Source organism: Microbacterium sp. W1-4-2, assembly GCF_058349885.2.
Genome location: NZ_JBYRJC020000002.1, coordinates 557,951 through 583,546 on the forward strand (window position 1 = coordinate 557,951; position 25,596 = coordinate 583,546).

21 protein-coding genes are annotated in these 25,596 nt (G+C 68.3%); 8 read left to right on the forward strand and 13 right to left on the reverse strand.

What is annotated here, in order from left to right:
- The 3 genes from AC3RX0_RS10465 to AC3RX0_RS10475 all read right to left on the reverse strand — a co-directional run bounded on the left by AC3RX0_RS10465 (window position 1) and on the right by AC3RX0_RS10475 (window position 4,053).
- Window positions 1-924 (reverse strand): ABC transporter substrate-binding protein, encoded by a 924-nt coding sequence (locus AC3RX0_RS10465; RefSeq protein WP_491505922.1) that lies wholly within the window; start codon window positions 922-924, stop codon window positions 1-3.
- A gap of 133 nt (window positions 925-1,057) precedes the next feature.
- Entirely contained in the window at window positions 1,058-2,482 is a 1,425-nt protein-coding gene (locus AC3RX0_RS10470; RefSeq protein WP_491505923.1) for a CCA tRNA nucleotidyltransferase, read from the reverse strand.
- A 47-nt stretch (window positions 2,483-2,529) separates the two neighbouring features.
- Window positions 2,530-4,053: a DUF7059 domain-containing protein gene (locus AC3RX0_RS10475; protein ID WP_491505924.1), complete on the reverse strand. Its 1,524-nt coding sequence runs from the start codon at window positions 4,051-4,053 to the stop codon at window positions 2,530-2,532.
- A gap of 216 nt (window positions 4,054-4,269) precedes the next feature.
- Here AC3RX0_RS10475 and AC3RX0_RS10480 point away from each other — a divergent pair, with 216 nt between their 5' ends.
- The 4 genes from AC3RX0_RS10480 (at window position 4,270) to trxA (ending at window position 9,557) form a co-directional block, all read left to right on the forward strand.
- Window positions 4,270-6,477 carry a DUF6049 family protein gene (locus AC3RX0_RS10480; protein WP_491505925.1) on the forward strand — a complete coding sequence of 736 codons (2,208 nt, stop codon included), beginning with the start codon at window positions 4,270-4,272 and terminating at the stop codon, window positions 6,475-6,477.
- Entirely contained in the window at window positions 6,474-8,069 is a 1,596-nt protein-coding gene (gene murJ / locus AC3RX0_RS10485; protein ID WP_491505926.1) for a murein biosynthesis integral membrane protein MurJ, read from the forward strand. Before AC3RX0_RS10480 ends, murJ begins: the two co-directional genes overlap by 4 nt.
- Window positions 8,070-8,182: 113 nt before the next feature.
- The gene (trxB, locus tag AC3RX0_RS10490) at window positions 8,183-9,175 is read left to right on the forward strand and encodes a thioredoxin-disulfide reductase (RefSeq protein ID WP_491505927.1); all 993 of its coding nucleotides are present in this window, start codon (window positions 8,183-8,185) and stop codon (window positions 9,173-9,175) included.
- Between the two features lie 58 nt (window positions 9,176-9,233).
- Window positions 9,234-9,557 (forward strand): thioredoxin, encoded by a 324-nt coding sequence (trxA, locus tag AC3RX0_RS10495; RefSeq protein ID WP_417563193.1) that lies wholly within the window; start codon window positions 9,234-9,236, stop codon window positions 9,555-9,557.
- A gap of 55 nt (window positions 9,558-9,612) precedes the next feature.
- On the opposite strand, the gene AC3RX0_RS10500 is transcribed toward trxA, so the two are convergent.
- The 10 genes from AC3RX0_RS10500 to rpmH form a co-directional block, all read right to left on the reverse strand.
- Entirely contained in the window at window positions 9,613-11,502 is a 1,890-nt protein-coding gene (locus AC3RX0_RS10500) for an APC family permease (protein ID WP_491505928.1), read from the reverse strand.
- A 157-nt stretch (window positions 11,503-11,659) separates the two neighbouring features.
- Window positions 11,660-12,016, reverse strand: a complete 357-nt coding sequence (locus tag AC3RX0_RS10505) for a tryptophan synthase subunit alpha (protein WP_491505929.1) — start codon at window positions 12,014-12,016, stop codon at window positions 11,660-11,662.
- A gap of 49 nt (window positions 12,017-12,065) precedes the next feature.
- Window positions 12,066-13,070, reverse strand: a complete 1,005-nt coding sequence (locus tag AC3RX0_RS10510) for a ParB/RepB/Spo0J family partition protein (RefSeq protein WP_491505930.1) — start codon at window positions 13,068-13,070, stop codon at window positions 12,066-12,068.
- Window positions 13,070-14,005 (reverse strand): ParA family protein, encoded by a 936-nt coding sequence (locus AC3RX0_RS10515; protein WP_491505931.1) that lies wholly within the window; start codon window positions 14,003-14,005, stop codon window positions 13,070-13,072. The genes AC3RX0_RS10510 and AC3RX0_RS10515 overlap by 1 nt, the downstream gene beginning before the upstream one ends.
- 3,382 nt (window positions 14,006-17,387) lie before the next feature.
- Window positions 17,388-18,026 (reverse strand): 16S rRNA (guanine(527)-N(7))-methyltransferase RsmG, encoded by a 639-nt coding sequence (gene rsmG / locus AC3RX0_RS10520; RefSeq protein WP_491505932.1) that lies wholly within the window; start codon window positions 18,024-18,026, stop codon window positions 17,388-17,390.
- Window positions 18,027-18,043: 17 nt separating this feature from the next.
- Window positions 18,044-18,541 (reverse strand): Jag family protein, encoded by a 498-nt coding sequence (locus AC3RX0_RS10525; protein WP_491505933.1) that lies wholly within the window; start codon window positions 18,539-18,541, stop codon window positions 18,044-18,046.
- Window positions 18,542-18,573: 32 nt separating this feature from the next.
- Window positions 18,574-19,701 (reverse strand): membrane protein insertase YidC, encoded by a 1,128-nt coding sequence (gene yidC, locus AC3RX0_RS10530; protein ID WP_491506339.1) that lies wholly within the window; start codon window positions 19,699-19,701, stop codon window positions 18,574-18,576.
- 13 nt (window positions 19,702-19,714) lie between these two features.
- Window positions 19,715-20,071: a membrane protein insertion efficiency factor YidD gene (yidD, locus tag AC3RX0_RS10535; protein WP_491505934.1), complete on the reverse strand. Its 357-nt coding sequence runs from the start codon at window positions 20,069-20,071 to the stop codon at window positions 19,715-19,717.
- Window positions 20,068-20,403, reverse strand: a complete 336-nt coding sequence (gene rnpA / locus AC3RX0_RS10540; protein WP_491505935.1) for a ribonuclease P protein component — start codon at window positions 20,401-20,403, stop codon at window positions 20,068-20,070. The genes yidD and rnpA overlap by 4 nt, the downstream gene beginning before the upstream one ends.
- A 10-nt stretch (window positions 20,404-20,413) precedes the next feature.
- A complete protein-coding gene (gene rpmH / locus AC3RX0_RS10545; protein WP_193597422.1) occupies window positions 20,414-20,551 on the reverse strand; it encodes a 50S ribosomal protein L34 in 138 nt (45 codons plus the stop codon).
- A 305-nt stretch (window positions 20,552-20,856) separates the two neighbouring features.
- Here rpmH and dnaA point away from each other — a divergent pair, with 305 nt between their 5' ends.
- The 4 genes from dnaA to AC3RX0_RS10565 all read left to right on the forward strand — a co-directional run bounded on the left by dnaA (window position 20,857) and on the right by AC3RX0_RS10565 (window position 25,538).
- Complete coding sequence (gene dnaA, locus AC3RX0_RS10550; RefSeq protein ID WP_491505936.1) at window positions 20,857-22,263, forward strand: chromosomal replication initiator protein DnaA; 1,407 nt, start codon at window positions 20,857-20,859, stop codon at window positions 22,261-22,263.
- A gap of 390 nt (window positions 22,264-22,653) precedes the next feature.
- On the forward strand, window positions 22,654-23,796 hold the full coding sequence (gene dnaN / locus AC3RX0_RS10555; protein ID WP_491505937.1) for a DNA polymerase III subunit beta: 1,143 nt from the start codon (window positions 22,654-22,656) through the stop codon (window positions 23,794-23,796).
- A gap of 52 nt (window positions 23,797-23,848) precedes the next feature.
- Complete coding sequence (gene recF / locus AC3RX0_RS10560) at window positions 23,849-25,057, forward strand: DNA replication/repair protein RecF (protein ID WP_491505938.1); 1,209 nt, start codon at window positions 23,849-23,851, stop codon at window positions 25,055-25,057.
- A complete protein-coding gene (locus AC3RX0_RS10565) occupies window positions 25,047-25,538 on the forward strand; it encodes a DciA family protein (RefSeq protein WP_491505939.1) in 492 nt (163 codons plus the stop codon). Before recF ends, AC3RX0_RS10565 begins: the two co-directional genes overlap by 11 nt.
- The last annotated feature ends 58 nt before the right edge of the window (window positions 25,539-25,596 follow it).

A 25,596-nucleotide genomic window follows, 5' to 3' on the forward strand; every position in this document is an offset into this window, starting at 1 on the left:
CTACTGCTTCGACGCGGCGTCGACGGCCGCGGCCTTCACGGCGCCGTCCTGCACGCCCCACTTCGTGAGGATCTTCAGGTAGGTGCCGTCGTCGATCAGCGACTGCAGGGTGTTCTTGATGACGTCCACGAGCGGGCCGTTCTTTGCCACGGCGAACCCGTACGGGGCGATGTCGAATGTCTCACCGGCGACCTGGATCTTGTCGGCCTGCTGGTGCACGGCGTACTCGGTGATCGGCGAGTCGGCGCTCATCGCGTCGACCTGGCCGAGCACGAGGGCGTTCGTGGCCTGGTCCTGGCCGTCGTACTTGAAGATCGAGATCGCTGCCTTGCCGGCGTCGGTGCACGCCTTGGACTTGGCCGGCACCTCTTCGGTGTCTTCGTACGTGCCGGCCTCGACGGCGACCTTCAGCCCACAGGCGTTGTTCGGGTCGACCGCCTTGCCCTTGGCCGAGGCCCACAGCACGCCGGCGTTGTAGTAGTTGACGAACGTGACCTGCTTCTCGCGGTCGGTCGTGTCGGTGAACGACGAGACGCCCAGGTCGTACTTGCCGCCGGTGATGGACGGGATGATGTTGTCGAACTTCGACGTCGTGTAGACCATCTTCACGCCGAGCTTCGCAGCCATCGCATTGGCCAGATCGACATCCCAGCCGACGACGTTTCCGCTGTCGTCCTTGTACTCGTTCGGCGGGTACGTCGGGTCGATGCCGACCTGGATCGTCGCGGACTTCTGGATGGCCGCGGGAAGGGTCTTCGCGAGGGCGTCGTCCTTCTTCACACCGTAGGGGTTGGCGCTGTCGGAGGCGTTGGCATTGCCGTTGCCGTTCGAGCCGGGGCCCTCCGAGGCCTGGTTGTTCACGCAGCCGGTGAGCAGAAGCGCCGCGGCGACCACGGCTACCGGCAGGGCGAGGATCCTTCGCATTTCGTACCTTCCTCATCGTCGAGGGTCAGCGGCGTCTCGGGCGGACGCCGGCCCCCTGAATTCTATGTACACCCGCAAGGGGCGAATGTGACGATCTGATTGCATCCCGTCTGGTCACCCAGACTTTCCCGTGCTACCGGGCTGCCCACCACGCCCGCAGGCGCCGTTCGGCCTCTTCGGGCCCGACCATGCCCTCGTCCAGGCGGATGTCGAGCAGGAACCGATAGGCCTCGCCGACCTCGCGGCCGGGTCCTATGCCGAGCACCTGCTGGATCCGGTTGCCGTCCAGCTCCGGGCGCATGGCGTCGAGCTGCTCCTGCGCGGCGAGCTCGTCGATGCGCCGCTCGATGTCGTCGTACGCCGTCGCGAGCATGCGCGCTTTGCGCTTGTTGCGCGTGGTCACGTCGGCGCGGGTGAGGATGTGCAGCCGCTCGAGCCGATCGCCCGCGTCGCGCACGTAGCGGCGGACCGCGGCATCCGTCCACGCTCCCTCGGCATAGCCGAAGAAGCGCAGGTGCAGCTCGATGAGCTTGGCGACCGTGTCGACGGTGTCGGAGTCGAACCGCAGCTCGCGCAGACGCCGGCGCGCCAGGCGTGCTCCGCGCACGTCGTGGTGGTGGAAGCTGACCGCCCCGCCCGGCTCGAGCTTGCGAGTCGCCGGCTTGCCGATGTCGTGCAGCAGCGCGGCCAGCCGCAGCGGCAGGTCAGGCGGCGCGCCCGGGTGGCGGGCGTGCTCGAGGTCGATGGCCTGGCGCAGCACGGTCAGCGAGTGCTCATAGACGTCCTTGTGGTGGTGGTGCTCGTCGACCTCGAGGCGCAGCGCGGGCACTTCGGGCAGGAACTCGGCCATCAGCCCGGTGTCGACGAGAAGGCGGATGCCGCGACCCGGGTCGTCGGTGGCCAGCAGCCGCATCAGCTCGCCCTGGATGCGCTCGGCCGACACGATCTGGATCGTCTGGCGCAGCTGCTCGATCGCGGCGACCGTCTCGGGGTCGACGTCGAACTCGAGCTGTGACGAGAACCGGGCGGCCCGCAGCATCCGCAGCGGGTCGTCGCCGAAGCTCACGGTGGGATCGATCGGAGTGCGCAGAATGCCGCGGATGAGGTCTTCGACGCCGCCGGTCGGATCGACCAGCCGCTTGTCGGGCAGGTGCAGCGCCATCGCGTTGACGGTGAAGTCGCGGCGCACGAGGTCGCCGTCGATCGTGTCGCCGAACGCGACGACCGGCTTGCGTGTGGCCCCGTCGTAGCTGTCGGCGCGGTAGGTCGTGATCTCGACCTGCTCGCCGGCGACACGGGCGCCGATCGTGCCGAACTCGCGGCCGATGTCCCACTGCGCGCTCGAGATCGGCCGCACCACCCGCAGGATCTCGTCGGGGTGCGCGTCGGTCGTGAAGTCGAGGTCGTGCGTGGTCCTGCCCAGCAGCGCATCGCGAACCGGACCGCCCACGAGAGCGAGCGCATGCCCCGCGTCGGCGAACGCCTGCGCGAGGGCCGCCACCGGCGGCGAGGCCGCGAGCTCGTCCAGGCGCGCGACGCCCTCCGCCATGTTCAGCATGGGTTCCAGCCTATCCGCGCTCCCCTTGTGCCCTGCGCGGGCGTCGCTCACGCGAACGACAGGAACCCGCACAAGACCAGCTCGCGCACGCGGGGGAGAAGGTCGGCGCGCAGGGATGCCGCATCCACCTCCAGCAGCTCGGCGATCGCGTCGATCAGCGGACCGACGGCCAGATCGCCGTCGCACGCACCGACCAGTGCGGCGAGTGCCGGATCGACGTCGAGCACCCGGGCGAGCCCGGCGCCCTGTCGCAGCTCGATCACGCTCGGATCCGCGGCCCCCGGCAAGTGGTGCCGGGCCTCGGTGACATCGGGGGCGACGACGAGGGTGGATGCCGCGAGCCCGACGTCGTCCCGTGCGACGAGCAGATCGTGCGCGGCCAGGGCCCTGCCCAGGTGCGCGCCCAGTCCGCCCTCGGCGAGCGGCTGCGCGACCCGTTCATACCGTGCGAGCGTCGGAGCGCCGTCGACCGGGCGCCGCAGCAGGATGTAGCCGAACCCGATCTCGTCCACGCCCCGGTCGGCGAAGTCGTCGAGCCACGCGCCCAGCAGTTCGTCGTATCCCGGTGCGCCCGGCACCGTGCCGCCGTCCCGGATCCACAGCTCGGCGTACGCCACCGGATCGAGCAGCTCGCGCTCGATGACCCACGCATCCAGAGCAATGTCCGAGGCATCCACCCACTCCCGCACCCGTTCCAGGCCTGCCCGGCCGCCCCGCGACTCCCAATTCGCCAGCAGCTGGGCCGTGCCGCCGGGGGCGAGGTGCATCCCGACACCCGCGATGAACTCCGCGACGAGCCCGTCACCCACCCGCCCGCCGTCGCGGTACTCGTACGTCGGCACGCCGCCGGCGCGCGGCGTGATCACGAACGGCGGATTCGAGACGATGCGGTCGAACGTCTCGCCCGCGACCGGCGCGAACATGTCGCCGCGCCGCGTCTCGACGCCGTCCACGCCGTTCAGCCGTGCGTTCAGCCGCGTGATCCGCAGGGCGCGGTCCGACACGTCGGTCGCGGTGACGGATGCCGCGGCCCGCCGCGCACGCAGCGCCTGGACGCCGCATCCCGTGCCCAGATCCAGTGCGCGACCGACCTCGTCGGTCAACTGGAGGCCCGCGAGGGTCAGCGATGCCTGGCCGACGCCGAGCACGTGGTCTTCGGGCAGCGGGCCGCCCAGCGCCGCCTCATCGAGGTCGCTGGCCACCAGCCACTCGCCGGCCCCGTCCTCATCGACATATGCCTGCGGGCGAATGAGCAGTGCGGGCCGTACCCTCCCGGCATCGACGGTCACCAGTCCGAGCGACACCAGTCCGTCCACACCCGCGGTCGGAAAGGCGAGGGATGCCTCGTCCGCCGAGACGGCGTCGCCGAGGCCGAACAGCCGCGCGATGACCGCCAACGGGCGTCGATCGCCGGCGAGGGCCCTTCGGGCGGGCAGCGCGTGTCCCCGGCCGAGCGCGCCGTCCGCGGCCGCGCCCCACGCCGAGCGCAGACGCTCGGTGCGGTATCCCGCCGTCTCGAGGTCGGCGGCCACGCCACGGCAGAGGGACGGATCGGGGTCAGGCTGCAGCATCCTCCCATTCAACCGCGCCGGCCCACCGCCCGCGGCGCGCGTTCGGCGGGCACGGAGGGCCGCCCCGTAGAATCGCACCAGATCGTGCGGCGTTCATCGCACGACACCATCCACAGCATGTCCGTGACCGATTCCGATCCCGTCGCGCGCGCGTCGCGAGCCGCATCCTCTGACCGGCCCCCCGCTGACCCGCGCGCCTGTGGCGACCCCGCCCGCATGGCAGCCGAGTCGGCCAGACGCGGCGACCGCCGCCGGTTGTCCCGCGCCATCACGGCATTCGCGGCCGCGGCGGCACTTGCGCTGGCCCCGGTGCTGCCCTCGGGGACCGGCGCGGCGCACGCCGCGACCCCCAGCCCGTCGCCGTCGCCCACACTATCGGGCTCGGTGGCCGCCTACGTCTCGACGCTGCGCGGGGGCGTCATCGACAAGCGGCGGCCGGTCGACATCCAGGTCGCGCTCGACAACGGCACCCCGTTCAGCCTCGCCGAGACAACCGCGACGGTCCGCGTCGGCACGGCCACGCTCGCCGACCGCGGCGCCCTCACCGCCTGGCTCGGCGGAAAGGCGCAGGCGAAGGGCCTCGTCGCCGTCGGGTCGCAGACGATCGCCTCGGTGAACTCCGGCGACATCGGCAGCGCCGTGGTCACCGTCCCGCAGGACGACCCGATGCTCGCCAAGCTCACGCCCGGCGTGCACCCGCTGCAGGCGACGATCAAGGGCCCGTCCTCGACGCGGACGGCCACGAGCGTGCTCGTGGTTCCCGACCCGAAGGCCACCGACCGCACCCCGGTCGGGCTCGTCGTGCCGATCACGGCGGGGCCCCTGTCTGCGGGCCTGCTCACTGCGGGCGAGCTCGAGAAGCTGACCGCCCTGGACGGCGATCTCACCAACGAGCTGAACGCGGTCGCCGGCACCTCGGTGATCCTCGCGATCGATCCCGCGATCCCCGCGTCGATCCGGGTGCTCGGCAGCGCGGCCCCGGAGTCGGCCACCGCATGGCTCGAGCGCCTCGACATGCTGCCCAACGAGCGTTTCGCGCTGCAGTTCGGCGACGCCGACGTCGCGCTGCAGGTCGCCGACGGGCGCTCCACGCTGCTGGCGCCCACGAGCCTGCAATCCTCTATGCAGCCCCAGGACTTCATTCCCGATCCCAACGCCACGCCGAGCCCGACGCCGAGCGACACCGCGTCGCCCACACCGACCACCGCGCCCAACCAGCCGGTCTATCCGACGCTCGAGGCGCTGCAGTATCTCGGACCCAACACGCGCGGCGCCGTGATGTGGCCGTTCTCGGGGACGGCCGGGGGCAAGACCCTGCAGACCCTCGCGAAGATGTCGACCGACGATGCGTCCGCGCTCACCCTGATCCCGTCGGCGACCACGACCGCCGGCGCGCAGGGGGCTGTCGTCCCCGGCCACGCGGTCGCCGGCAAGGCCGACCTGCTCGTGTATGACTCGTCCGTCTCCGACCAGTTGCGCACCGCCTCGACCCTCGAGCCGCCGCTTCGCGGGTCGTCCCTGGCTGCGGCATCCGCGTACCTGGATCTGGCCGCGAAGGCCAGCGGAACCCGCCCGCTGCTGGTCGCGGTCGACCGTGCCGTCGCGCGATCCGGACTGTCTGCCGCCGTTCAGGCCGTCACCCGCGTGCCGTCCACGACGTCTGCGACGCTCGCGACGGTGGCCTCGGCGGCGGCGCAGCCGGTGACGGTGAAAGATGCCGCGTCCCGCCCGCTGCGTGCGTCGGCGTTCACGAGCCTCACGCACGGTGAGCGCGAGCTGGCGATGTTCTCGTCGATCCTCGACGATCCCACCGTGCTCACAGGGCCCGAGCGCGCCACGCTCCTGCAGCTGCTCGGCGGGGCATGGCTCGACGACCCGAACGGGTGGAGCGCGGCGGTCGCCACGCACGAAGAGGCCACCGACACCACACTGCAGTCGGTCACGATTGCGCCCAGCAGCTCGTGGAACCTCGCCGGCTCGTCGGCGTCCCTGCGCTTCGGCGTGCGCAACGACCTGCCGTGGCCGGTGCACGTCGTCATGCGTGCGGTCCCCGACGATCTGCGCCTCGAGGTGCAGACGACGACCCCCGTGGACGCCCAGGCCAGCAGCACGACCCGCGTGACGGTGCCCGTGCGCGCCCGGATCGGCAGCGGGCAGGTCACCCTCGACCTGCGCCTCTACAGCCCGACCGGGGTCTCGGTCGGCGCTCCGCAGAGCGTCGACCTGAACGTCCACGCCGACTGGGAGGTCATCGGTCTGACTGCGCTCGGCATCGCGATCGGCGGCTTCCTGGTGCTGGGACTGGTCCGTACGATCCTCGCGCGCCGCCGCCGCCACGCCGAGGACGCCGAGCCCGACGGCGCCGGACCCGACGCGAATGCGAAGGATGCCGCATCCACCGACTCCCCAGAGGACGGCGCATGACCAGCATCGGGCGCGCCGGGATGATGATCGGCGCCGGCACGATCGTCTCGCGCCTGAGCGGCTTCGTCCGCACGATGGTGCTGGTCGCTGCGCTCGGCTCGACCGGCAGCCGCGCGGCGGACGCGTTCGCCACCGCGAACGGCCTGCCGAACACGATCTACACGATCGTATCGACGGGGCTGCTCACGGCGGTGATCGTGCCGCAGATCGTGAAGGCCGCTGCGCATGCGGACGGCGGTCGCGGGTTCGTCTCGAAGCTGTTCACGATGGGCACCGTGATCCTGCTGGGCGCGACCCTGATGGCCGTCGCGCTCGCACCGGCGCTGGTGGGGCTCTACGCACCGGGCTACCCACCCGAGCAGCAGGCGCTGGCGATCGCCTTCGCGTACTGGTGCCTTCCACAGATCCTCTTCTACGGGTTGTACGCCCTCGTCGGCGAGACCCTGAACGCGCGCAACATCTACGGTCCGTACACGTGGTCGCCGATCGCGAACAACGTCATCTCGATCGCCGGCTTCGGTGCGTTCATCGCGCTGTTCGGCCTGCGTGAGGACGTCGTCGGCTGGACCGGCGGCATGGGCGCCCTGATCGGCGGCACCGCGACACTGGGCGTGGCTGTCCAGGCGCTGCTGCTGTTCGCGTTCTGGCGCAAGACCGGCCTGAAGATCCGGCTCGACTTCCGCTGGCGCGGCGTGGGCCTGGGCCAGGTCGGCACGCTCGCCGGGTGGACCTTCCTCATGGTGATCGCGGGCCAGGTCGCAGGGCTGATCCAGTCGACCCTGCTGTCGCACGCGTCCGGCCACGGCCCGGCCGCCGCCACGTTCGGCTACATGTGGCTGCTGTACATGCTCCCGTATTCCGTCATCGTGCTCTCCATCGGCACGCCCTACTTCACGCGGCTGAGCGAGCACGCGCACGCGGGGCGCATCGACGACGTGCGTGCCGACATCGACAGCAGCATCCGCACGGTGGGTGTGTTCATCGTGATCTCGACGGCCGCCGTCGCCGCGGCCGCGGCCCCGGCATCCCGCATCTTCACGAACAGCGCGCACGGCGCCCTTCAGGCGGCACCGCTGCTGTGGTGCATGCTGGCCGGGCTGATCCCCAACGCCGTGCAGTTCACGATCCAGCGCACGTTCTATGCGTACGACGACACCCGTACGCCGTTCCTGTTCACCCTGGTGCAGACCGCCGTGGTGATCGGCACCGCGTACCTCGCGTTCTCGTTGCTGCCACCGGAGTGGATGGCTGCCGGCATGGCGCTCGGTCAGTCGCTGGCGGCGCTCATCCAGCTGGTGATCGCGACCTGGCTGCTGCGACGCAAGATCGGCGCGCTGCGGGTGCGCTCGTGGGTGTCGGCGCTCGGACGGTTCGCCGTCGCCGCGGTCCCTGCGGGCCTGGCGGGCTGGGGAGCGTACGTGCTCCTGGGGGGAGCGACGGGATGGATGCTGTCGGGCATGATCCGCGGGGCCCTCGGCACCGCGGTGATCTGCCTCGTGAGCCTCGCCGTCTACATCCTGCTGCTCGCGTTGATGCGCGCCCCCGAGCTCGGGCCCGCCCTGCAGGTCGCGCGCCGTTTCGTCCACCGCTGACACTTTTCGACGCTCGCAGACGGGCCGCTCGCCGGGCCGCGGCGGAATGCCGCGCGGTTACGATGTGTTGAGGCATCCAGGCAGTGTCGTGCTGTCTGCAGACGGGAGAGAACGTGCGTCAGCTCATCATCATCGGTTCCGGCCCCGCGGGGTTCACCGCGGCGATCTACGCTGCGCGGGCGAACCTGAACCCCCTCGTGATCGCGAGCAGCGTCGACGTGGGCGGCGAGCTGATGAACACGACCGAGGTCGAGAACTTCCCCGGATTCCCCGAGGGCATCCAGGGCCCCGACCTGATGACCAAGCTGCAGGAGCAGGCCGAGAAGTTCGGCGCCGAGATCCTCTACGACGACGCCGTCGAGCTCGACCTCGAAGGCCCGGTCAAGCGCGTGACGCTCGGCAGCGGCAAGGTCGAAGAGGCCGACGCGCTGATCTTCGCGACCGGCTCGGCCTACCGCAAGATCGGCATCGCCGGCGAAGAGCGTCTGTCTGGCCACGGCGTCTCGTGGTGTGCGACCTGCGACGGCTTCTTCTTCCGCGAGCAGCAGATCGCGGTCGTCGGCGGCGGCGACTCGGCGATGGAAGAGGCGACGTTCCTCACCCGCTTCGCCTCGAAGGTGTACGTCATCCACCGCCGCGGCGAGCTGCGCGCCTCGAAGATCATGCAGGAGCGCGCGTTCAACAATCCGAAGATCGAGTTCGTCTGGAACAGCGAGGTCGCCGACATTCTGGGCGGGGATGCCGTGACCGGCGTGCTGCTGCGCTCCACGGTCGACGGATCCGAGCGAGAACTGCCGGTGACCGGGGTTTTCGTCGCGATCGGCAATGACCCGCGCACCCACCTCGTGCACGGCAAGCTCGAGCTGACCGCCGAGGGCACCGTCTGGGTGGACGGCCGTTCGTCGCGAACCACGGCGCCGGGCGTGTTCGCCGCCGGCGACGTCATCGACCCCACCTACCGCCAGGCCGTGACCGCGGCCGGCTCGGGAACGGTCGCCGCCCTCGACGCCGAGCATTTCCTCGCAGCCCTCGGCGAGGCGGGCGCCCCCGCGGCCGCTGCGGACGAGATCGGCGGCCGTCCCGAGGTCGACCAGCCGGTCGGCTAGGAATGAATCCGCCCGGACTCGGGTTCTCACCAGCGAAGACTTCCATCGAAGGAGAAACATGACTGCCAAGGCGACCACTTCCGCCACCTGGGAGCAGGACGTGATGAACGCGCCCGGCCCCGTTCTCGTCGATTTCTGGGCCGCCTGGTGCGGGCCGTGTCGCATGGTGTCGCCCGTGCTCGATGAGATCGCGGCCGAGAACCCCGACAAGATCACCGTCCTGAAGCTGAACGTCGACGAGAACCCCGATCTGGCCATGAAGTACCAGATCACGTCGATCCCGGCGATGAAGGTGTTCCAGGGCGGCGAGGTGAAGACCTCGATCATCGGCGCCAAGCCGAAGTTCGCGCTCGAGCAGGATCTGGCCGCCTATCTCGGCTGACCGTTCCGCATGAAGGCCCCCACGATGTGGGGGCCTTCATCGTGTGCGCTGCGACTCAGGCGGACCTGGTCTCGGCATCCGGCGTCACCGTCCCGCCGTCTGCCGTCGCGACGATGTCTTTGATCTCGTCGGTCGCAAAGCCCGAGTAGATGGCCCAGACGTAGGCGACGATGCCGACGCACACCTCGACGAGCATGCCCCAGGGGAAGCCCAGGGCGGGATGGGTCATCGGCCCGTACTCGCCGAGGTAGCCGACCAGGAGCGAGGCCAGCAGCAGCCAGATCAGCCACCAGTTCGCGGTCACATGGCGCTTGCCCTCGGCAGTGCTCGTGGTCCAGACCGCGGCGCAGAAGGCGACCACGAGCACGCAGAACACGATGTAGTACACGGGGAACGGCCACCCGCCCGGCCGCTGCCCGCCGCCTGTGGTCAGCACCCAGCCGCCGGCGGCGGCGACCCAGATCCACAGCACGAAGAAGACGACGCTGATCACGATGCTCGCCACGGCGTTCATCCACTTCATCTTCCAGGCGAAGTACGCGGTGAAGAACGGAAGCCCGATGAAGGTCGCGGTGATCACATTGGCCAGCGTCGAGAACCCGCTCCAGTAGAGGATCAGCACCGCCGCGAGGAACGAGATCGGCGACCACACCCGGTATCCCTTGAGCAGGAACGGCCGCTGCAGGTTGGGCGCGGTGCGCCGCAGCACCGGCAGGCCCGCTCCGCCCATGATGTAGGTGAGCACCGCGGCCGAGCTGATGAACCCGACCAGCTGGTACCAGCTGGGCGCCGGCACGAAGAACACGCAGCCTACGACGGCCGAGACGATCAGCGGCAGCCAGGGGATGCCGAACCTGTTGTTCGCGGTGAAGACCTTCGGGATGTTGCGGTGCACCCCGAGTCCGTACCCGGTGCGAGCACCGGTTCCGAGGTAGACCCACCCGGTGGCCAGCGGCGAGATCGCCGCGTCGATCAGCAGGAAGGTGCCCAGCGCCGCCAGCGCCGCCATGTTGGCGGAGTCCAGTGCGTGGAACAGGGGACCGTCGGCCCAGCCGCCCTCGACGAGCTTGCCCCACGAGCCGGGGGAGAGGCCCATGTCCTTCCAGTTCAACGCGCCGACGAACGCGACCTGCAACAGCGTGTAGATGACGGCCGGGATCACGATCGACCCGATCGTCGCCAGCGGCACATTGCGCTGCGGGTTGCGTGCCTCGCCGCCGTAGTCGAGCGCCTGGCGGAACCCGAGCAGCGAGAAGATGATGCCGGTCGTGGCGATCGCGTGGAAGATCGGGGGAACGCCCATCGGGGCGAACCCGCCGTAGCCCGTGAAGTTGCTGCCGTCGAGGATGAAGAACAAGAAGATGAAGGTCAGGGTCGGCAGGGCGATCTTCCACAGCGTGACCCACCGGTTCGACTCGGCCAGGAACCGGGCGCCGAAGAAGTTCAGCGCGAAGAACAGCAGCATGAGCACGAACCCGGCGACGATCCCGACCGGCCAGCTCAGCACCTGCACGCCCTCGACCGTGGTCAGCAGGTGCGTCTCGGGAAAGCGCCCGCCGAGGTACGTCAGCGTCGCCTCGGCCTCGATCGGTGGGATCGACACGACCGAAAGCCAGTACGCCCAGCCGATGATCCAGCCCGACAGCGACCCGTGCGTGAGGTAGGTGTAGCGCACGATGGCGCCCGAGCGGGGGAGCATCGCGCCCAGCTCCAGATAGGTCAGCGCGATGAGGAAGACCAGCACCGACGCGATGATCCACGACAGGATCGCCGCGGGCCCCGCCACTCCCGCCGCGGCGAGCACGCCGAACAGCCAGCCCGACCCGATCTGCGCGCTTACGCCGAGCAGCAGCAGCTGTGTGAGCGAGAGTCTGCGCTTGAGTCCGCCGTCGGCGACTTCGAAAGTTCCGGTGACCGGTTCAGGTTCGGGCTTCGTCGTAGTCATCACTGCCACTTCCTCGTGTCCGTGTGACGGCTCGCCTCGGCGAGCGGGTCGCCGGTGCCCACGGTACGCCTGTCGGCGTGCGCTGTGGGGGCGTCGGCGGACAGCTCCTCGGCATCACCGAGCGCGTCGGTCGCTCATGCGGAGTGGGAAGAGAAGGTCAGGATGCCTCGACCCGCACGACGGCGTCCCAACGCCGGTGCGTGTTCGCGGCGCCGATCAGACGCCACACCGTCGGCGTCAGCTCGGGGTAGTCGAGGGCGATCTGCCGCAGGACCCGATAGTGGCGTGCGGCGTTCGGTCGCACCCCGCCGTTGGCCGCGATGTTCTCGGCTCGCAGAGTGAAGACGACGAGCTCGTCGACGGACGGAAGCTCCTCCATGAAATCCCACGGGTCCTCACCGCCGAGCAGCCGTTCGTGCACGAGGACCGCGAGCTCGTCCGCCGCTTCGGCGCGCAACAGCTCAAGGCTCGCGCGCCGCTTCAGCATCACTTCGTCGTCGTTCCGACCTGCCATCGCTCCAGCCTAAACGACGATCGGGGGTGCTTCCGCCGACCTGCCGGGTTCAGGCGCCGTAGGTGGACTCACCGAGTTCTGCCAGGATGCGGTTCAAATCCTGCACGGTGGCGAAATCAATGCTGACCTGGCCTTTACGTGCTCCAAGAGTGACCTTGACCTTGGTGTTCAACCGGTCGCCGAGTCGCTCGGCGACCTCGTCCAGGTACGCCTTGCGTGCACCGGCCTTGGGTGCCGAAGTCCGCGTGGCACCGGCATCCTTCGTCTTGGCCGCAGCCTCGGCAGCGCGCACCGAGAGGTCCTCGTTGACGATCTTGTCGGCGAGCCGCTGCATCGACTCGGTGTCGTCGAGCGAAAGGATCGCGCGGGCGTGGCCAGCCGTCAGGACGCCCGCGGCGACGCGCTGCTGCACGGGGACCGGCAGCTTGAGCAGGCGGATCGTGTTGCTGATCTGCGGGCGAGAACGTCCGATGCGGGTCGCCAGCTGCTCTTGCGTGATGCCGAAGTCCTCGAGCAGCTGCTGGTACGCGGATGCCTCTTCCAGCGGGTTGAGTTCGGAACGGTGCAGGTTCTCGAGCAGGGCGTCGCGCAGCAGGTGCTCGTCGGACGTCTCGCGCAGGATCGCCGGGATCGAGTCGAGCCCCGCCTCGCGGGCAGCCCGCGTGCGCCGCTCGCCCATGATGAGCTCGTAGGCGCCCTCGGCGTTCTGGCGGACGACGACCGGCTGCAGCACTCCGAACTCACGAACGGAGTGAACGAGCTCGGCGAGGTCCTCGGGATCGAACACCGTGCGGGGCTGGCGCGGGTTGGGCACGATATCGTGTGGGTCGACGCGGATCAGGCGGGCACCCGGTACCGCGACCAGGTCGGGCTCGGGCGCCTGGTCGGCCGGGGGCGTCAGATCCGCTGAATCGGGTGCGGCGTCCTGCTTCACCTTGGTCGCGGTCGTCGACCCACCGGGGAAGAAGACGTCGACCGGGCGCTCCTGGGTGGCCTCGGCCGTGGGGATGAGCGCGCCGATGCCTCGTCCCAGTCCTGTGCGCTTGGCTGCCATCAGGCGTCTCCTTCTTTCACTGCGTCACGTTTGATGATTTCGACGGCCGCCTCACGATAGGCGATCGCCCCGGCCGATTGACCGTCGTACGCGATCACGGTCTGGCCGAAACTGGGGGCCTCCGACACACGGACGGAGCGAGGGATGACGGTCTCGAGCACTTGGCTGGAGAAGTGGGTGCGCACTTCTTCGGCCACCTGCTGGGCCAGGCGCGTCCGCCCGTCGTACATCGTGAGGATGATGGTCGATACGTGCAGCCGCGGATTCAGGTGCTTCTGGATCATGCCGACGTTGCCGAGGAGCTGGCTCAGGCCCTCGAGTGCGTAGTACTCGGTCTGGATCGGGATCATCACTTCGTGCGCCGCCGTGAACGCGTTGATGGTGAGCAGACCCAGCGACGGCGGGCAGTCGATGATCACGAAGTCCGGGCGGATCTCGGCGGTCTCGAGGTAGCCCTCGAGGGCCGTGCGCAGTCGGTGTTCACGTGCGACCTGCGAGACGAGCTCGATCTCGGCGCCGGCGAGGTGGATCGTGCTCGGCGCACACGCCAACAGCTCGGATTCGGGACTGGTCTGGACGATGCTCGCGAGCGGAACCTCGTCGATCAGCACGTCGTAGACGCTGGGAACGTCCGCGCTGTGCGGGATGCCCAGCGCGGTCGAGGCGTTTCCCTGCGGATCCATGTCGATGACCAGCACGCGCGCACCGACGGAGGCCAGTGCGGCCGCGATGTTGACCGTGGTCGTCGTCTTGCCGACGCCGCCCTTCTGGTTCGACACCGTGATCACCCGCGTGCGCCCGGTGAGCGTGACGGTGGCGCCGTCGAGAACCTTGCGGCGAGCCGTCAGGTCAGCGAGCTCGCGGGCGATAGGACTGTCGCCGAGGGGATTCAAGGTCGTCGTGTCCGAGTCCTCGGATTGTTTCACGTGAAACACACTCCCTCTTCGTGCGGCGTCCTGTCGTCAAGTCTAAACGGGGGCACCCCCATGCCCGGAACGCCATGCGGTGCCCACGGATACCGTCGATGAGTGTTTAACCACGATGCTGTTCGCACGGGGGAGTGGGATGCCGGAGCTCTGACATTCCGGTCATCCTCGCCTCGTCTACTGCCCACCGTGGATGTTCCTGGCACGAACTCGTTCACCTCTGCCCGCTCTTCCTTCGACAGCGCACCACACCGCAGGCAGCACGAGCACCGTTTCACGTGAAACCATGGCCCCGCTGGTCGTCGAGGACTCACGCGACGATTCGTCGCATTGACCATCCGCGACGTGGTTCGTCCTCAGGGACAGGTGATGCCGCGGTACGGTCCTCGGGCTTGGACCTCGGTGCTCTTGGGCCCATGGCGCTCGAATCCAGCTGTTCGACCGGCGAGAGCGGTCGGGACGAGACGAACAGTCCGGCCCGGACGACGTGAGCCGAACCTGACACGGTCCGGGCTGGTTCTACTGCGCACGGCGGTGGGCGAGCGCCGAAGCCGATGCTGTACAGCTGGCCTGCCCACGTTTCACGTGAAACACGTTCGCAAGACGTAAAGAGCGAGACGCGGCGGGCTGGGTCTCGCTTCAGGTGAAACGCCGCGGAACCGGGGCTGAGACGGAGAGCTTCCCGTGTCACGCTTCACGGCTTCGATCCGAGGGTCGAATTAGTCCGCCGCATCAGCCGGATACGACGGGGCGGCGAGGCCCGCGCTGACCGAGCACCGTCGCGTTGCAACCGGCGGTGTCGACCTCGGCATGAGCGTGAGGATGCGTCCCGTGCACGGCGTGCACCGCGGGCACGCACTCCACAGAACCCCGCAGCCCTGGTCGACCCACGGCGGGTCCGCGCCGGGCCGATCGTGCATCCGCTGGGCTTGCCGGCTCTCGATTCTCGGGGCAGCTGTCGCCATAGCCATACTCGCCGACGGCGCACCGACCGGTTCCTCGCACAGACCAGCGGTTTGTCACGCTGGCGAACGACACTGCACCAACCGCGACCCCGCCGATGAGCCGAGCGGCACCTGACACCGACAGGTCCGTTTCACGTGAAACAGTTGTCGCAGCTCATCTTCCGGGAACAGCTACCCCAGCCCTACGCCTCACCGAGACTCGGGTCTCCGCGCGGGCCTCCGCACGCGAGTCGGAGGTATCCGTCAATCTCAGACGAGTCCCTGAGGACCCTGGCCGGGCGTGGGACGGACCGCACACGTCACCGAAGCCACAACCGGGTTGCGTGACACGCGCCGAGCCTCGAGAAGACGCGCCCAACGTGTGTTTCACGTGAAACACGTCCAGCCGCGTGTGCGCGGTCATGTCGGCCGCCGGCGAGGAGCTCATCCTCACTCACTCGGTGTAGAAACCAGAGGGCGAGCGGTCTCGTCTGCACCCACGGGGCTGGATCCGCTCAACCAGGTCCGGATGCCTGCGCGTATAGCAGCCGTGTTTCACGTGAAACATCCCCGGATGCTGGCGCGACCGGGCCAGCAAGCACACCTCCAACGAGAGGTCTCGCCGTAAACGCCGAGTCGCAGCCATCTCGGACTCCGCCGCCCGGCGTTGAAGCGGACCGGCGGCAGGCGCACTCCAGCCGTCACCGCGCCTACCCTCGCACATCCACTCGACCGCGACAGCGCCATCACTCCGAGTGATGGCCAAGACCGGCCGTCGGTCGATGCCCGCGACTGGAGCGCTGAGCTCTGAAGCAGGACACGTGACACACGATGACGATCATGGGCGACAATCCGCGCGGACCCGGGCAAAGCCCCAATGCCGCACTGTCCATCTGTCGAGCCGCTGCAGTCGGGACTTCAGGCCGTGCCACTCCTCCTGCTGTGCACTGCCCGACGTGATGTACCACCGCAATCGATCTGTGGCACTTGCGCCCGCGGTGTCAGCCCTCGTGGCTGCTCGCCCCGGAGACTTCCTCCCGCGCCGGATCACCGGCTGCGCTCCACCGACGGCTCTTTCGAGGCGGGATCCTCGATGAACCACCACCCGAGGGCGTTTGTCGATCAGGTCCCGACGCTGAGCCGAGCGGTGCGTGCACGCCTCGCCGGCTCGGACTCCCAGACGAACACCGTCGTAGTCCGAGCTGTGAGGCAGCGCGATGTTTCACGTGAAACGCCGCGGGCACACCGGCGCGTCAGGTGACCGACCACAGAACTGATGCTCCGGGAACGACATGCGATGCGATCCGACGAGCTGCCCAACGGGAGCGGACGCGGACATTGCACACGGACGATCACGACAAAGCCGCCACCGTTGCGACCTCATGCGAGCCGCGGTTCGAGGACAAGTCAGTGCAGGATTCCGCGTTGGGGATGGCGGGCAGGAGGTGCGGCCTGGACTCACGGCTGCGCGGCCTCACGACGTCATGGACGTCTACACCACTCAGCGTCGCGGCTCGCCTTCAACTACGCACTCCTTCGCGCAACACCAACCCGCGGAGGAGCGGCGCGCGTTCCACCAGCGATGGGGCGTTTCACGTGAAACGCCGCGACCTTGATCTGCGCGGGCGTGGACTGTCTCATGATGAGCACCCAAGCCAGACCCACACGATCACGCCAACCGCACACAGGTCAGAGAAGCCCCTTGATGACCGCAGCGCGAAGCTGCGTACCGGTCTCCGGTCCGAAAGAGATCCATCTGGGAGAACGTGAGCTGGAGAGAAGCGGAGCAGCCTCATCGGCGTCCAGCGCGTGAATCTGGTCGAGCCGTGGTGCGTGGCGTCGCAGACCGTCTTCGCATGCTGCGGCCAGCGAAAGGTCCGAGGCAGCCACGACCGTCCTCGCCGCATTCGCTCATCTGTACTCAGTACCGTTCGTCCCACTCCAGCAAGGCAGACCGAGGGCGCTGTTTCACGTGAAACACACACGGGCTGGCTGATCGAGGCCCGAGTATGCGATGTTCAGACTTTCGCCTACGGCGCCGGCGCATGGGCGGGCTGCCGTTGACTCCTCGCGGATCGGTGGACCGTTGCGCGCGCCACCCGGACCGACGGGGGTCGCGCCGCGGTACGTGCGAAACTCTGTCGGTCTTCGCGTTTCACGTGAAACGCATGGCCGCAGGGAAACGGCAAAGTCGTCCCACTGACAGAGGGAGACTGATCGCGTGCCGGGGAGAGTGGTTTTCTCAAGCCCGAATCCCGACGTGGAGGAACAGGAGCGGGGCCTGATCGGGTGCCGAGCTCCATGACATCTGCACCTGGCGCGCCGAACGGGGTGCTGCCCCGCATGTCCGCGATCGCGAAACTCGACCCGGAGCGTCCGTTCACGTGCCGGCCGTCGGTTTCACGTGAAACGAACATGAGACGCGAGACGCAGTACGCCCGTTGAGCTCAGCTTCGGACCCGTGCACGGATGACACGGGAGGGGTCGGCGACGACACCTTCACCCACGATCTCGACCCGCACGTCCGAGAGCCCGAACTTCTTGATCTGCTTGCCGGCCGACTCGATCTCGGTGGGCGCGCTCGAGCCCTTGAGCAGAATGAGTTCGCCGCCATCCCGCACCAGGGGAGCAGTGAGAGGGATGAGGGTGCGCAACGCGCTGACGGCACGGGCGGTCGCGGCATCCAACACCGGCCCGCGCTTCCAATCCTCAGCGCGCGCACGAACGACCTCGACGTTGTCGAGCCCGAGTCCCTTCACCTGCTCGTCGAGCCACGCGACGCGGCGCTCCATCGGTTCGATCAGAACCCACTCGACGTCGGGGCGAGCAATGGCCAGCACCAGGCCAGGAAGTCCCGCGCCCGAGCCCACGTCGCCGACGCGGCCCGAGAACAACGGCGCGATGACAGCGCTGTTCAGCACGTGCCGGCTCCACAGTCGCGGCCGCTCGAGCGGGCCGATGAGACCGCGCTCCTCACCATGCGTGGCCAGCGCATCGGCGAACTGCCGCGCGAGGTCGATACGGCTGCCGAACAGCTTCTGCGCCTCGACAGGTTCCTGCTCGGTCAGAGCTTCAGCATCACTCATGGTTGTCAGGGCGAAGGTCAGCCGCGACGGATGACGGTGTGGCGATCGCCACCCTCGCCGTACGACTCCGACGCGAAACCGCGCTCGGCGACGATGTCGTGCACCAGCTTGCGCTCGTAGCTCGACATGGCAGGAAGCGAAGCCTGCGAGGCGCCGTCGTCCAGGCGCGAGATGGCACGGTCGACCAGACGCGCCAGCTCGACCTGCCGAGCGTCGCGCGATCCGCCGATGTCGAGGATCAGACGCGAGAAGCGCCCCGTCTGGTTCTGCACGGTGAGTCGCGTCAGTTCCTGTACGGCCTGCACCGTGTCGGGGTCCGACAGCAGCGCGAGCGCGGCCGGGTCGTCGGCCTCGACCGAGACGTAAGCGCGGCCGTTGCGCACGTCGAGCGCCAGATCGCCGTCCACGTCGGCGATGTCGAGCAGCCCCTCGATGAAGTCAGCGGCGATGTCGCCCTCTTCTTCGAGCTGTGCGATGGTAGGCGCTCCGTCGGCGGGGGAGTGGGTGGTCGACATGGGCCGGTCTCCGTTCAATCTCGAAATGTCGCTCAGGAACCGGATCCGGTGCCGCCGCCGGTCTTGCCGGTCGGCGACCCCGATGGATTCTGCTTCGACGCCTGCTTCTTGGCGCGCTGCTTGCTGACCGGCTGCTGACGCTTCGGCGCGATCGCCTTGGCCTTCTCGGCCTCGGCCAGCAGACGCTCCTGCTCGGCGACGTACTTCTCCATCGGGATGATCTTACCCTTGGCATCGAGCGCCTTGCCGCGCTTGGCCAGACGCTCTTCGCGCTCCTTGGCCGCCTGCGAACCGGGCGTGGGCATGTTGCGGATGACCATGAACTGCTGGACCGCGGTCCAGATGTTGCTGGTGAACCAGTAGATGACCACGCCAAGCGGGAAGAACACACCCGAGAACACGAATGCGAACGGCAGGACGTAGACCATCATCCGCTGCATCTTGTACGCCTGGCCCTGCTTGGCCTCGGGCGACAGGTTCTTCGAGACGATCTGCAGCTGGGTGAAGAACTGCGACGCGATCATGAGCACCACGAGCGTGACCATGATGGCCGTCGTGGTCTGCCAGCCTTCGGGCTTGAACTGGATCGTGTTCTGCAGCGACTCATGCAGCGAAGCGACACCGAAGAGCTTCGCGTTGTAGAACTCCTGCGTCAGATCGGGGGTGAGCCAGAAGATGCCGCCGTGACCTGCCTCGGCGTTCGCCTTGATCGACGACAGCACACTGTACAGCGAGAAGAACACGGGCATCTGCACCAGGATCGGCAGACAGCCCGACACCGGCGAGGTGCCGTTCTTCTTGTACAGCGCCATCGTCTCACGGCTCATCGCCTCACGGGAGAGCTGGTCGCGCTTGCCCTTGTACTTCTCTTGGATCTTCTTGAGCTCCGGCGCGATCTCCATCATCTTGCGCTGGCTCTTGATCTGCTTCACGAACAGGGGAACCAGCGCGGCACGCACCACGATGACCAGGCCGATGATCGAGAAAACCCAGGTCAGACCAGAAGACGGGTTCATCCCCAGGGCGGAGAAGATCCAGTGGAAAGCGACGAGGATGAGCTCGACGGCCCACTTCAGCGGCCAGAGGACGAAGCCGATGGGATCGAACCCACCGCCGGCAGGGGATGTCGGCGAGGTCGTGCTCGCGGCGAGAAACAGCAGATCCTGCAACGGATCAGTCCTTTCTGGGGGGCACGACGAATCCGTGCGGAGTCAGCTCGTGGCGGAAATGGCGGTGCGGGGGCACGTCGTCGACGCCGCCTGCGGCCCATGGGTGACAGCGCGCGATGCGCCAGGCGGCCAAGGCCGCACCCTTGAGCACACCGTGCTGCTGCACGGCGCCCACCGCATAAGCCGAGCACGACGGGTAGTACCGGCACACGTCACCGTAGGTGTGCGAGATGGTGGCGCGATACCCGTGCAGCAGCGTCAGCACCGCATTGCGGGGAAGAAGAGGGATGCTGCGCCACAGCGCAGCGGGGGAGAAATGGCCGGTGCCGACATACGCGGCCGGCAGCGTCGCGACGCTCATGTCGCTCTCCGTGCGAGACAGCGATGTACCTCGGTGGCAAGATCGGCGAAGTCTGCGCGCGCGGCCGCCGGCAGGGCGCGGATCACGACGTCGGCTCCCGGCCGGACGTCCGGGAGCGCCTGTGCGCACAGTGCCTTGAGCCGACGACGCACGGTGTTGCGGGTGACGGCCGAGCCGACCTGCTTGCTCACGATGAATCCGAACCTCGGCGCTCGATCCTCACCGGACGCGACGACGTATGTCACGGTACGGGGCCCGGCACACTTCACGCCCCGACGGACGACGGCCTTGTATTCCGCCCCGCGGGTCAGTCGGTTCGGCCTCGCGAGCACCTCAGTGGTGTCAGGCCGACAGCTCGCTGCGGCCCTTGGCGCGACGAGCGGAGAGGATGGCGCGGCCGGCGCGGGTGCGCATGCGGGCGCGGAAGCCGTGCTTCTTGGCGCGACGGCGGTTGTTGGGCTGGAAGGTGCGCTTGCTCATGAATAGACTCCGGAGGTTCACCGGGTCGTGCGCCCGGAGATGACGAAGAGGGACCACGCCACAAAGGCATAAGTCAACCGATTAAGGCTACGTCTTGGGAGTTCAGAACTCAAACCGGGCGCCAGGCTCCCACATTATCCACAGCTGTGGAGAGGAGGGCTTCAGACACACCGTCTCGCGGTTCTACAGTGGAGTTTGCTCTCCGAGCAGCGCCTGACTAGCGTTGCTCGGGCAAGTTATCCACAGCCGCTGCACCACCGTCTGTGTCGCAGATTCAGGCTTTGAACAGATCAGCCGGGGGCCCCATGACGTCGCAGGACAATCCCGACGTGCCGGTATGGGGCACAGTCCTTCACCTGCTCGAGGCCGACGACCGGGTCACGCCCCAGATGTGGGGCTTCCTGAATCTCGCCGTTCCGCAGGGCGTGATGGGCGGAATCCTCTACATCGATGTGCCGAACGACCTGACCGCCGCCCAGATCAACAAGCGCATGCGCGCGCCGATCATGGAGGCGCTCGAGCACGCCGGGGACGAGGCATCCTCGTTCCGCGTCGTGGTCAATCCCGAGGTCACCGACGCGCACCTCTCGTCGCCGACCCCGCCGCAGACCGCGCCGACGCCGGCGATCGACACGGCGACCATCGACCGGCCCGAGCCCACTCCGCAGCCCACGCGCAGCGACACCCGGCTTAACCCGAAGTACAGCTTCGACAACTTCGTCATCGGCCAGTCCAACAGGTTCGCGCACGCCGCGGCCGTCGCCGTGGCCGAAGCGCCGGCGAAGGCGTACAACCCGCTGTTCATCTACGGCGATTCGGGTCTGGGCAAGACCCACCTGCTGCACGCGATCGGGGACTATGCGCAGAGCATGTACGCCGGCATCCGGGTGCGGTACGTCTCGAGCGAAGAGTTCACGAACGACTTCATCAACTCGATCGCCAACAACCGCGGCTCCGCGTTCCAGGCGCGCTACCGCGACGTCGACATCCTGCTCATCGACGACATCCAGTTCCTGCAGGGACGCGCCGAGACGCAGGAGGCGTTCTTCCACACGTTCAACACGCTGCACGATCACGACAAGCAGGTCGTGATCACCAGCGACGTGCCGCCCAAGCACCTCACCGGGTTCGAGGACCGCATGCGCAGCCGGTTCGAGTGGGGCCTGATCACCGACGTGCAGGCGCCCGACCTCGAGACCCGGATCGCGATCCTGCGCAAGAAGGCACAGAGCGAGCGGCTGCAGATCCCCGACGAGGTGCTCGAGTACATCGCTACGGTCGTTTCGTCGAACATCCGCGAGCTCGAGGGCGCGCTGATCCGCGTCTCGGCGTTCGCCAGCCTCAATCGCTCGACGCTCGACATGTCGCTCGCCCAGACCGTGCTGCGCGACATCGTCGACCAGGACGACGCGAACATCATCTCGCCGACCGACATCATCACCGCCACGGCGTCGTACTTCAAGCTCTCGGTCGACGACCTGTACGGCTCGAGTCGCTCCCAGGCCGTCGCACAGGCGCGGCAGATCGCGATGTATCTGTGCCGCGAGCGCACGAGCCTGTCGCTGCCGAAGATCGGCCAGCTCTTCGGCGGCCGCGACCACACCACGGTGATGTACGCGTACAAGAAGATCAGCGACCTCATGAAGGAGCGCCGCTCGATCTACAACCACGTCACCGACATCACCGCGCAACTAGGCCGCAACGGCCGCTGAGACGTTCCTGCCGAGAACGACACGGGCAATTCCACAGTGTGGATAACATGTGGAAAACGCGTCGGATGCTGTCATTCGATGTGAACGGATCCGTCCCCGTTGTGGATAACTCTCGGAGCGCCCGAACGACGACCACCCGCTGCACACGCGTGATTCCGCAGGCGATCCACATCTGACACGTGTGTAGTTCCCTACTCCCGTGAGTGATCCACCGACTTATCCACAGTTCCCACAACTGTTAACACCATGACAAGAAGTTAACGATGAAGAAGCCGATCCGATCACCTTGGCGCACGGACCGGCGGTCGACCGGATCGGACGAACGGCATCGGCATCCGCAGTCCGGGGCACTAGCATGAGAAAACCCACGCCCATGTCAAGGGAGCGCAAGTGAAGTTCCACGTTGGCCGCGATGTGTTCGCCGAGGCCGTCTCGTTCGTTGTGAAGCTCTTGCCGCAGCGCAATCCGCAGCCGATCCTCGCCGGTGTGCTCATCGAAGCCGGTGAGCACGGGCTGTCGCTGTCGGCGTTCGACTACGAGGCATCGGCCCGCACGACGATCGAGGCGAGCGTCGACGACCCCGGCACGATCCTCGTGCACGGCCGTCTGCTGTCCGACATCGCGAGCCGGCTGCCCAACGCGCCGATCCAGGTCGAGGTCGAAGACGACGGCATCGCGCTCACCTGCGGGTCCGCGCGCTTCATGCTCGCGTCCATGCCGGTGCAGGAATATCCCGCCATCCCCGAGGTCAGCGGCGAATCCGGTCTGGTTCCTGCCGAGGACTTCGCGACCGCGATCGCACAGGTCGCCTTCGCCGCGTCCCGCGACGACGTCACGCCCGTGCTCACCGGCGTGCAGCTCGAGGTCTCAGGCACCCAGCTGAGCCTCGTGGCCACCGACCGCTACCGCGTCGCCCTGCGCGACATCCCGTGGGACGGATCCGCCGCGGCCGACGAGACCGCAGCGCTGGTCCCCGCGCGCACGCTCACCGAGGTCGGCAAGACGTTCTCGCATGGCGGCGAGATCTCGATCGCGTTCTCGGGATCCGGCGATCGCGAGATCATCGCGTTCACATCGGGCAACAAGACCGTCACCTCGCTGCTGATCAAGGGCAACTTCCCGCCGGTACGGCGCCTGTTCCCCGAGCAGACCGAGCACCACGCGGTCGTGAACACCGCCGACCTGGCCGAGGCCGTGCGCCGCGTCGCCCTGGTGCTCGACCGGTCGGCGCCGCTGCGGTTCACGTTCACGCCCGAAGGCGTGTCGATGGATGCCTCGGGCACCGAGCAGGCGCGCGCCAACGAGTCGGTCGACGCGACCCTCGTGGGCGAGGACGTCACGCTCGGCCTCAACCCGCAGTACCTGCTCGAGGCGCTGTCGGCGGTGCGCAGCGAGTTCACGCGCATCACGTTCACCTCGAGCGAGAACCAGAACAAGCTCAGCCCGGTGCTGATCACGCCGCAGACCTCGGTCGAAAAGGGCGGCGAAGACAGCTTCCGCTACCTGCTGCAGCCGAACCTCCTGCTGCGCTGACGGCGTCCGTGCGCGAGCGCGGGTGGGGGATGCGGTCGGTAGGGTTGATGCGGTGATCGTCGAGCAGCTCAGCCTGGTGGATTTCCGCAACTACGCGGCCGCCGACGTCGCCCTCGACGCAGGCCCGAACGTGTTCGTCGGCCGCAACGGCCAGGGAAAGACGAATCTGGCCGAGGCCATCGCGTACTTCGCCACGCTCGGGTCGCACCGTGTCTCGAGCGATGCGCCGATGGTGCGCCACGGCGCCGACGCGGCGATCGCCCGCGCACGTCTCGCCCACGGCAGCCGGCGCGTGCAGCTCGAGGTCCAGATCAACAAGCAGGGGTCGAACAAGGCTCGGGTCAACGGCGCTGCGATCAAGCCGGCCGAACTGCCCCGCTACGCCCAGGTCGTGCTGTTCGCTCCCGAAGACCTGCAGATCGTGCGCGGCGATCCGTCCGCCCGACGGCGGTTCGCCGACCAGCTGCTGATCCAGCGCGCTCCGCGGCTGGCCGGGGTGCTCGGCGACTACGATCGCGTGCTGCGTCAGCGCAACGCTCTGCTGAAGTCGGCGAAGGCGCGCGGAATCCGCGGCGAGCAGCTGTCGACCCTCGACGTGTGGGACGACAAACTCGTCGCGCTCGGATCCCAGGTCATCGACGCCCGTGTCGCCCTCACGCTCGAGCTGGCGCGACCGATGGCCGACGCGTACCACCAGATCGCCGGCGCCGACCACGAGCCGCAGCTCGACTGGGCGCTGTCGGTGCGCGGGGCGGATCCGGAAGACGGAGCGGACGAAGGGGATGCCGCGGCATCCGGCACCACCGTCGACCTGTTCCGCACCGCCCTGGCGGCCAAGCGCACGACAGAGCTCGACCGCGGCCTGACCCTGGTCGGACCCCACCGCGACGACCTCGTGCTGCGCGTGCGGGGACTGCCCGTCAAGGGCTATGCCTCGCACGGCGAATCGTGGTCGGTCGCGCTGTCGTTGCGGCTGGCGTCGGCCGAGCTGCTGCGGGCGCAGTCGCAGCTGGGCGACCCCGTGCTGATCCTGGACGACGTGTTCGCCGAGCTCGACGCCGAGCGCCGTCAGCGCCTGGCGGCCCTGACGGCAGGCTATGAGCAGGTCATCGTGACGTCGGCCGTCGAAGCCGACGTGCCGGACGCGCTGCGCGCCCATGTGGTGCGGGTCGAGGCGGGCACGATCGTCGACGCCGAGCGCGTCGAGGCCGAACCGGCCGAGGCAGTACGCATCGAGGACGGGCACGCCGATGGCCGATGAGCAGGATGCCGTGCCCGAGACGCTCGCCACGTACCTGCGGTTGCGCGGACTGGAGCCCTCGCCCCGGGCGAAACGTCGCCGGCGCCGACGCGACGCCGACGACGAGCACCAGCCGTTCACGCCGGGGCGGGACCCGAAGGGCGTCGGCGACGTGCTGACCGCGCTCACCCACGAGTCCGGATGGGACTCGAACCTGGCCCGGGCCGACCTCGTCCGGCAGTGGGACGAGGTGGCCGGCGCCGACACCGCTCAGCACACCCGGCCGGTGGGGCTTTCGGACGGCATGCTCACCGTTCAGTGCGACTCGACGGCGTGGGCGAAGCAGCTCCAGTTCATGCGCGCGCAGATCCTCACCGAGATCTTGAGACGGTATCCGGATGCCGGGGTTCAGAGCATCCGGTTCCTGGGGCCGGACGTCCCCTCGTGGAAATGGGGTCCCAGAGCCGTTCCAGGGCGCGGTCCGCGCGATACCTACGGATAACCGGGTCCCGGGATCATCCGATGCGGTTTTCCACCGCCAGAGGGCCGCACATCCCTTG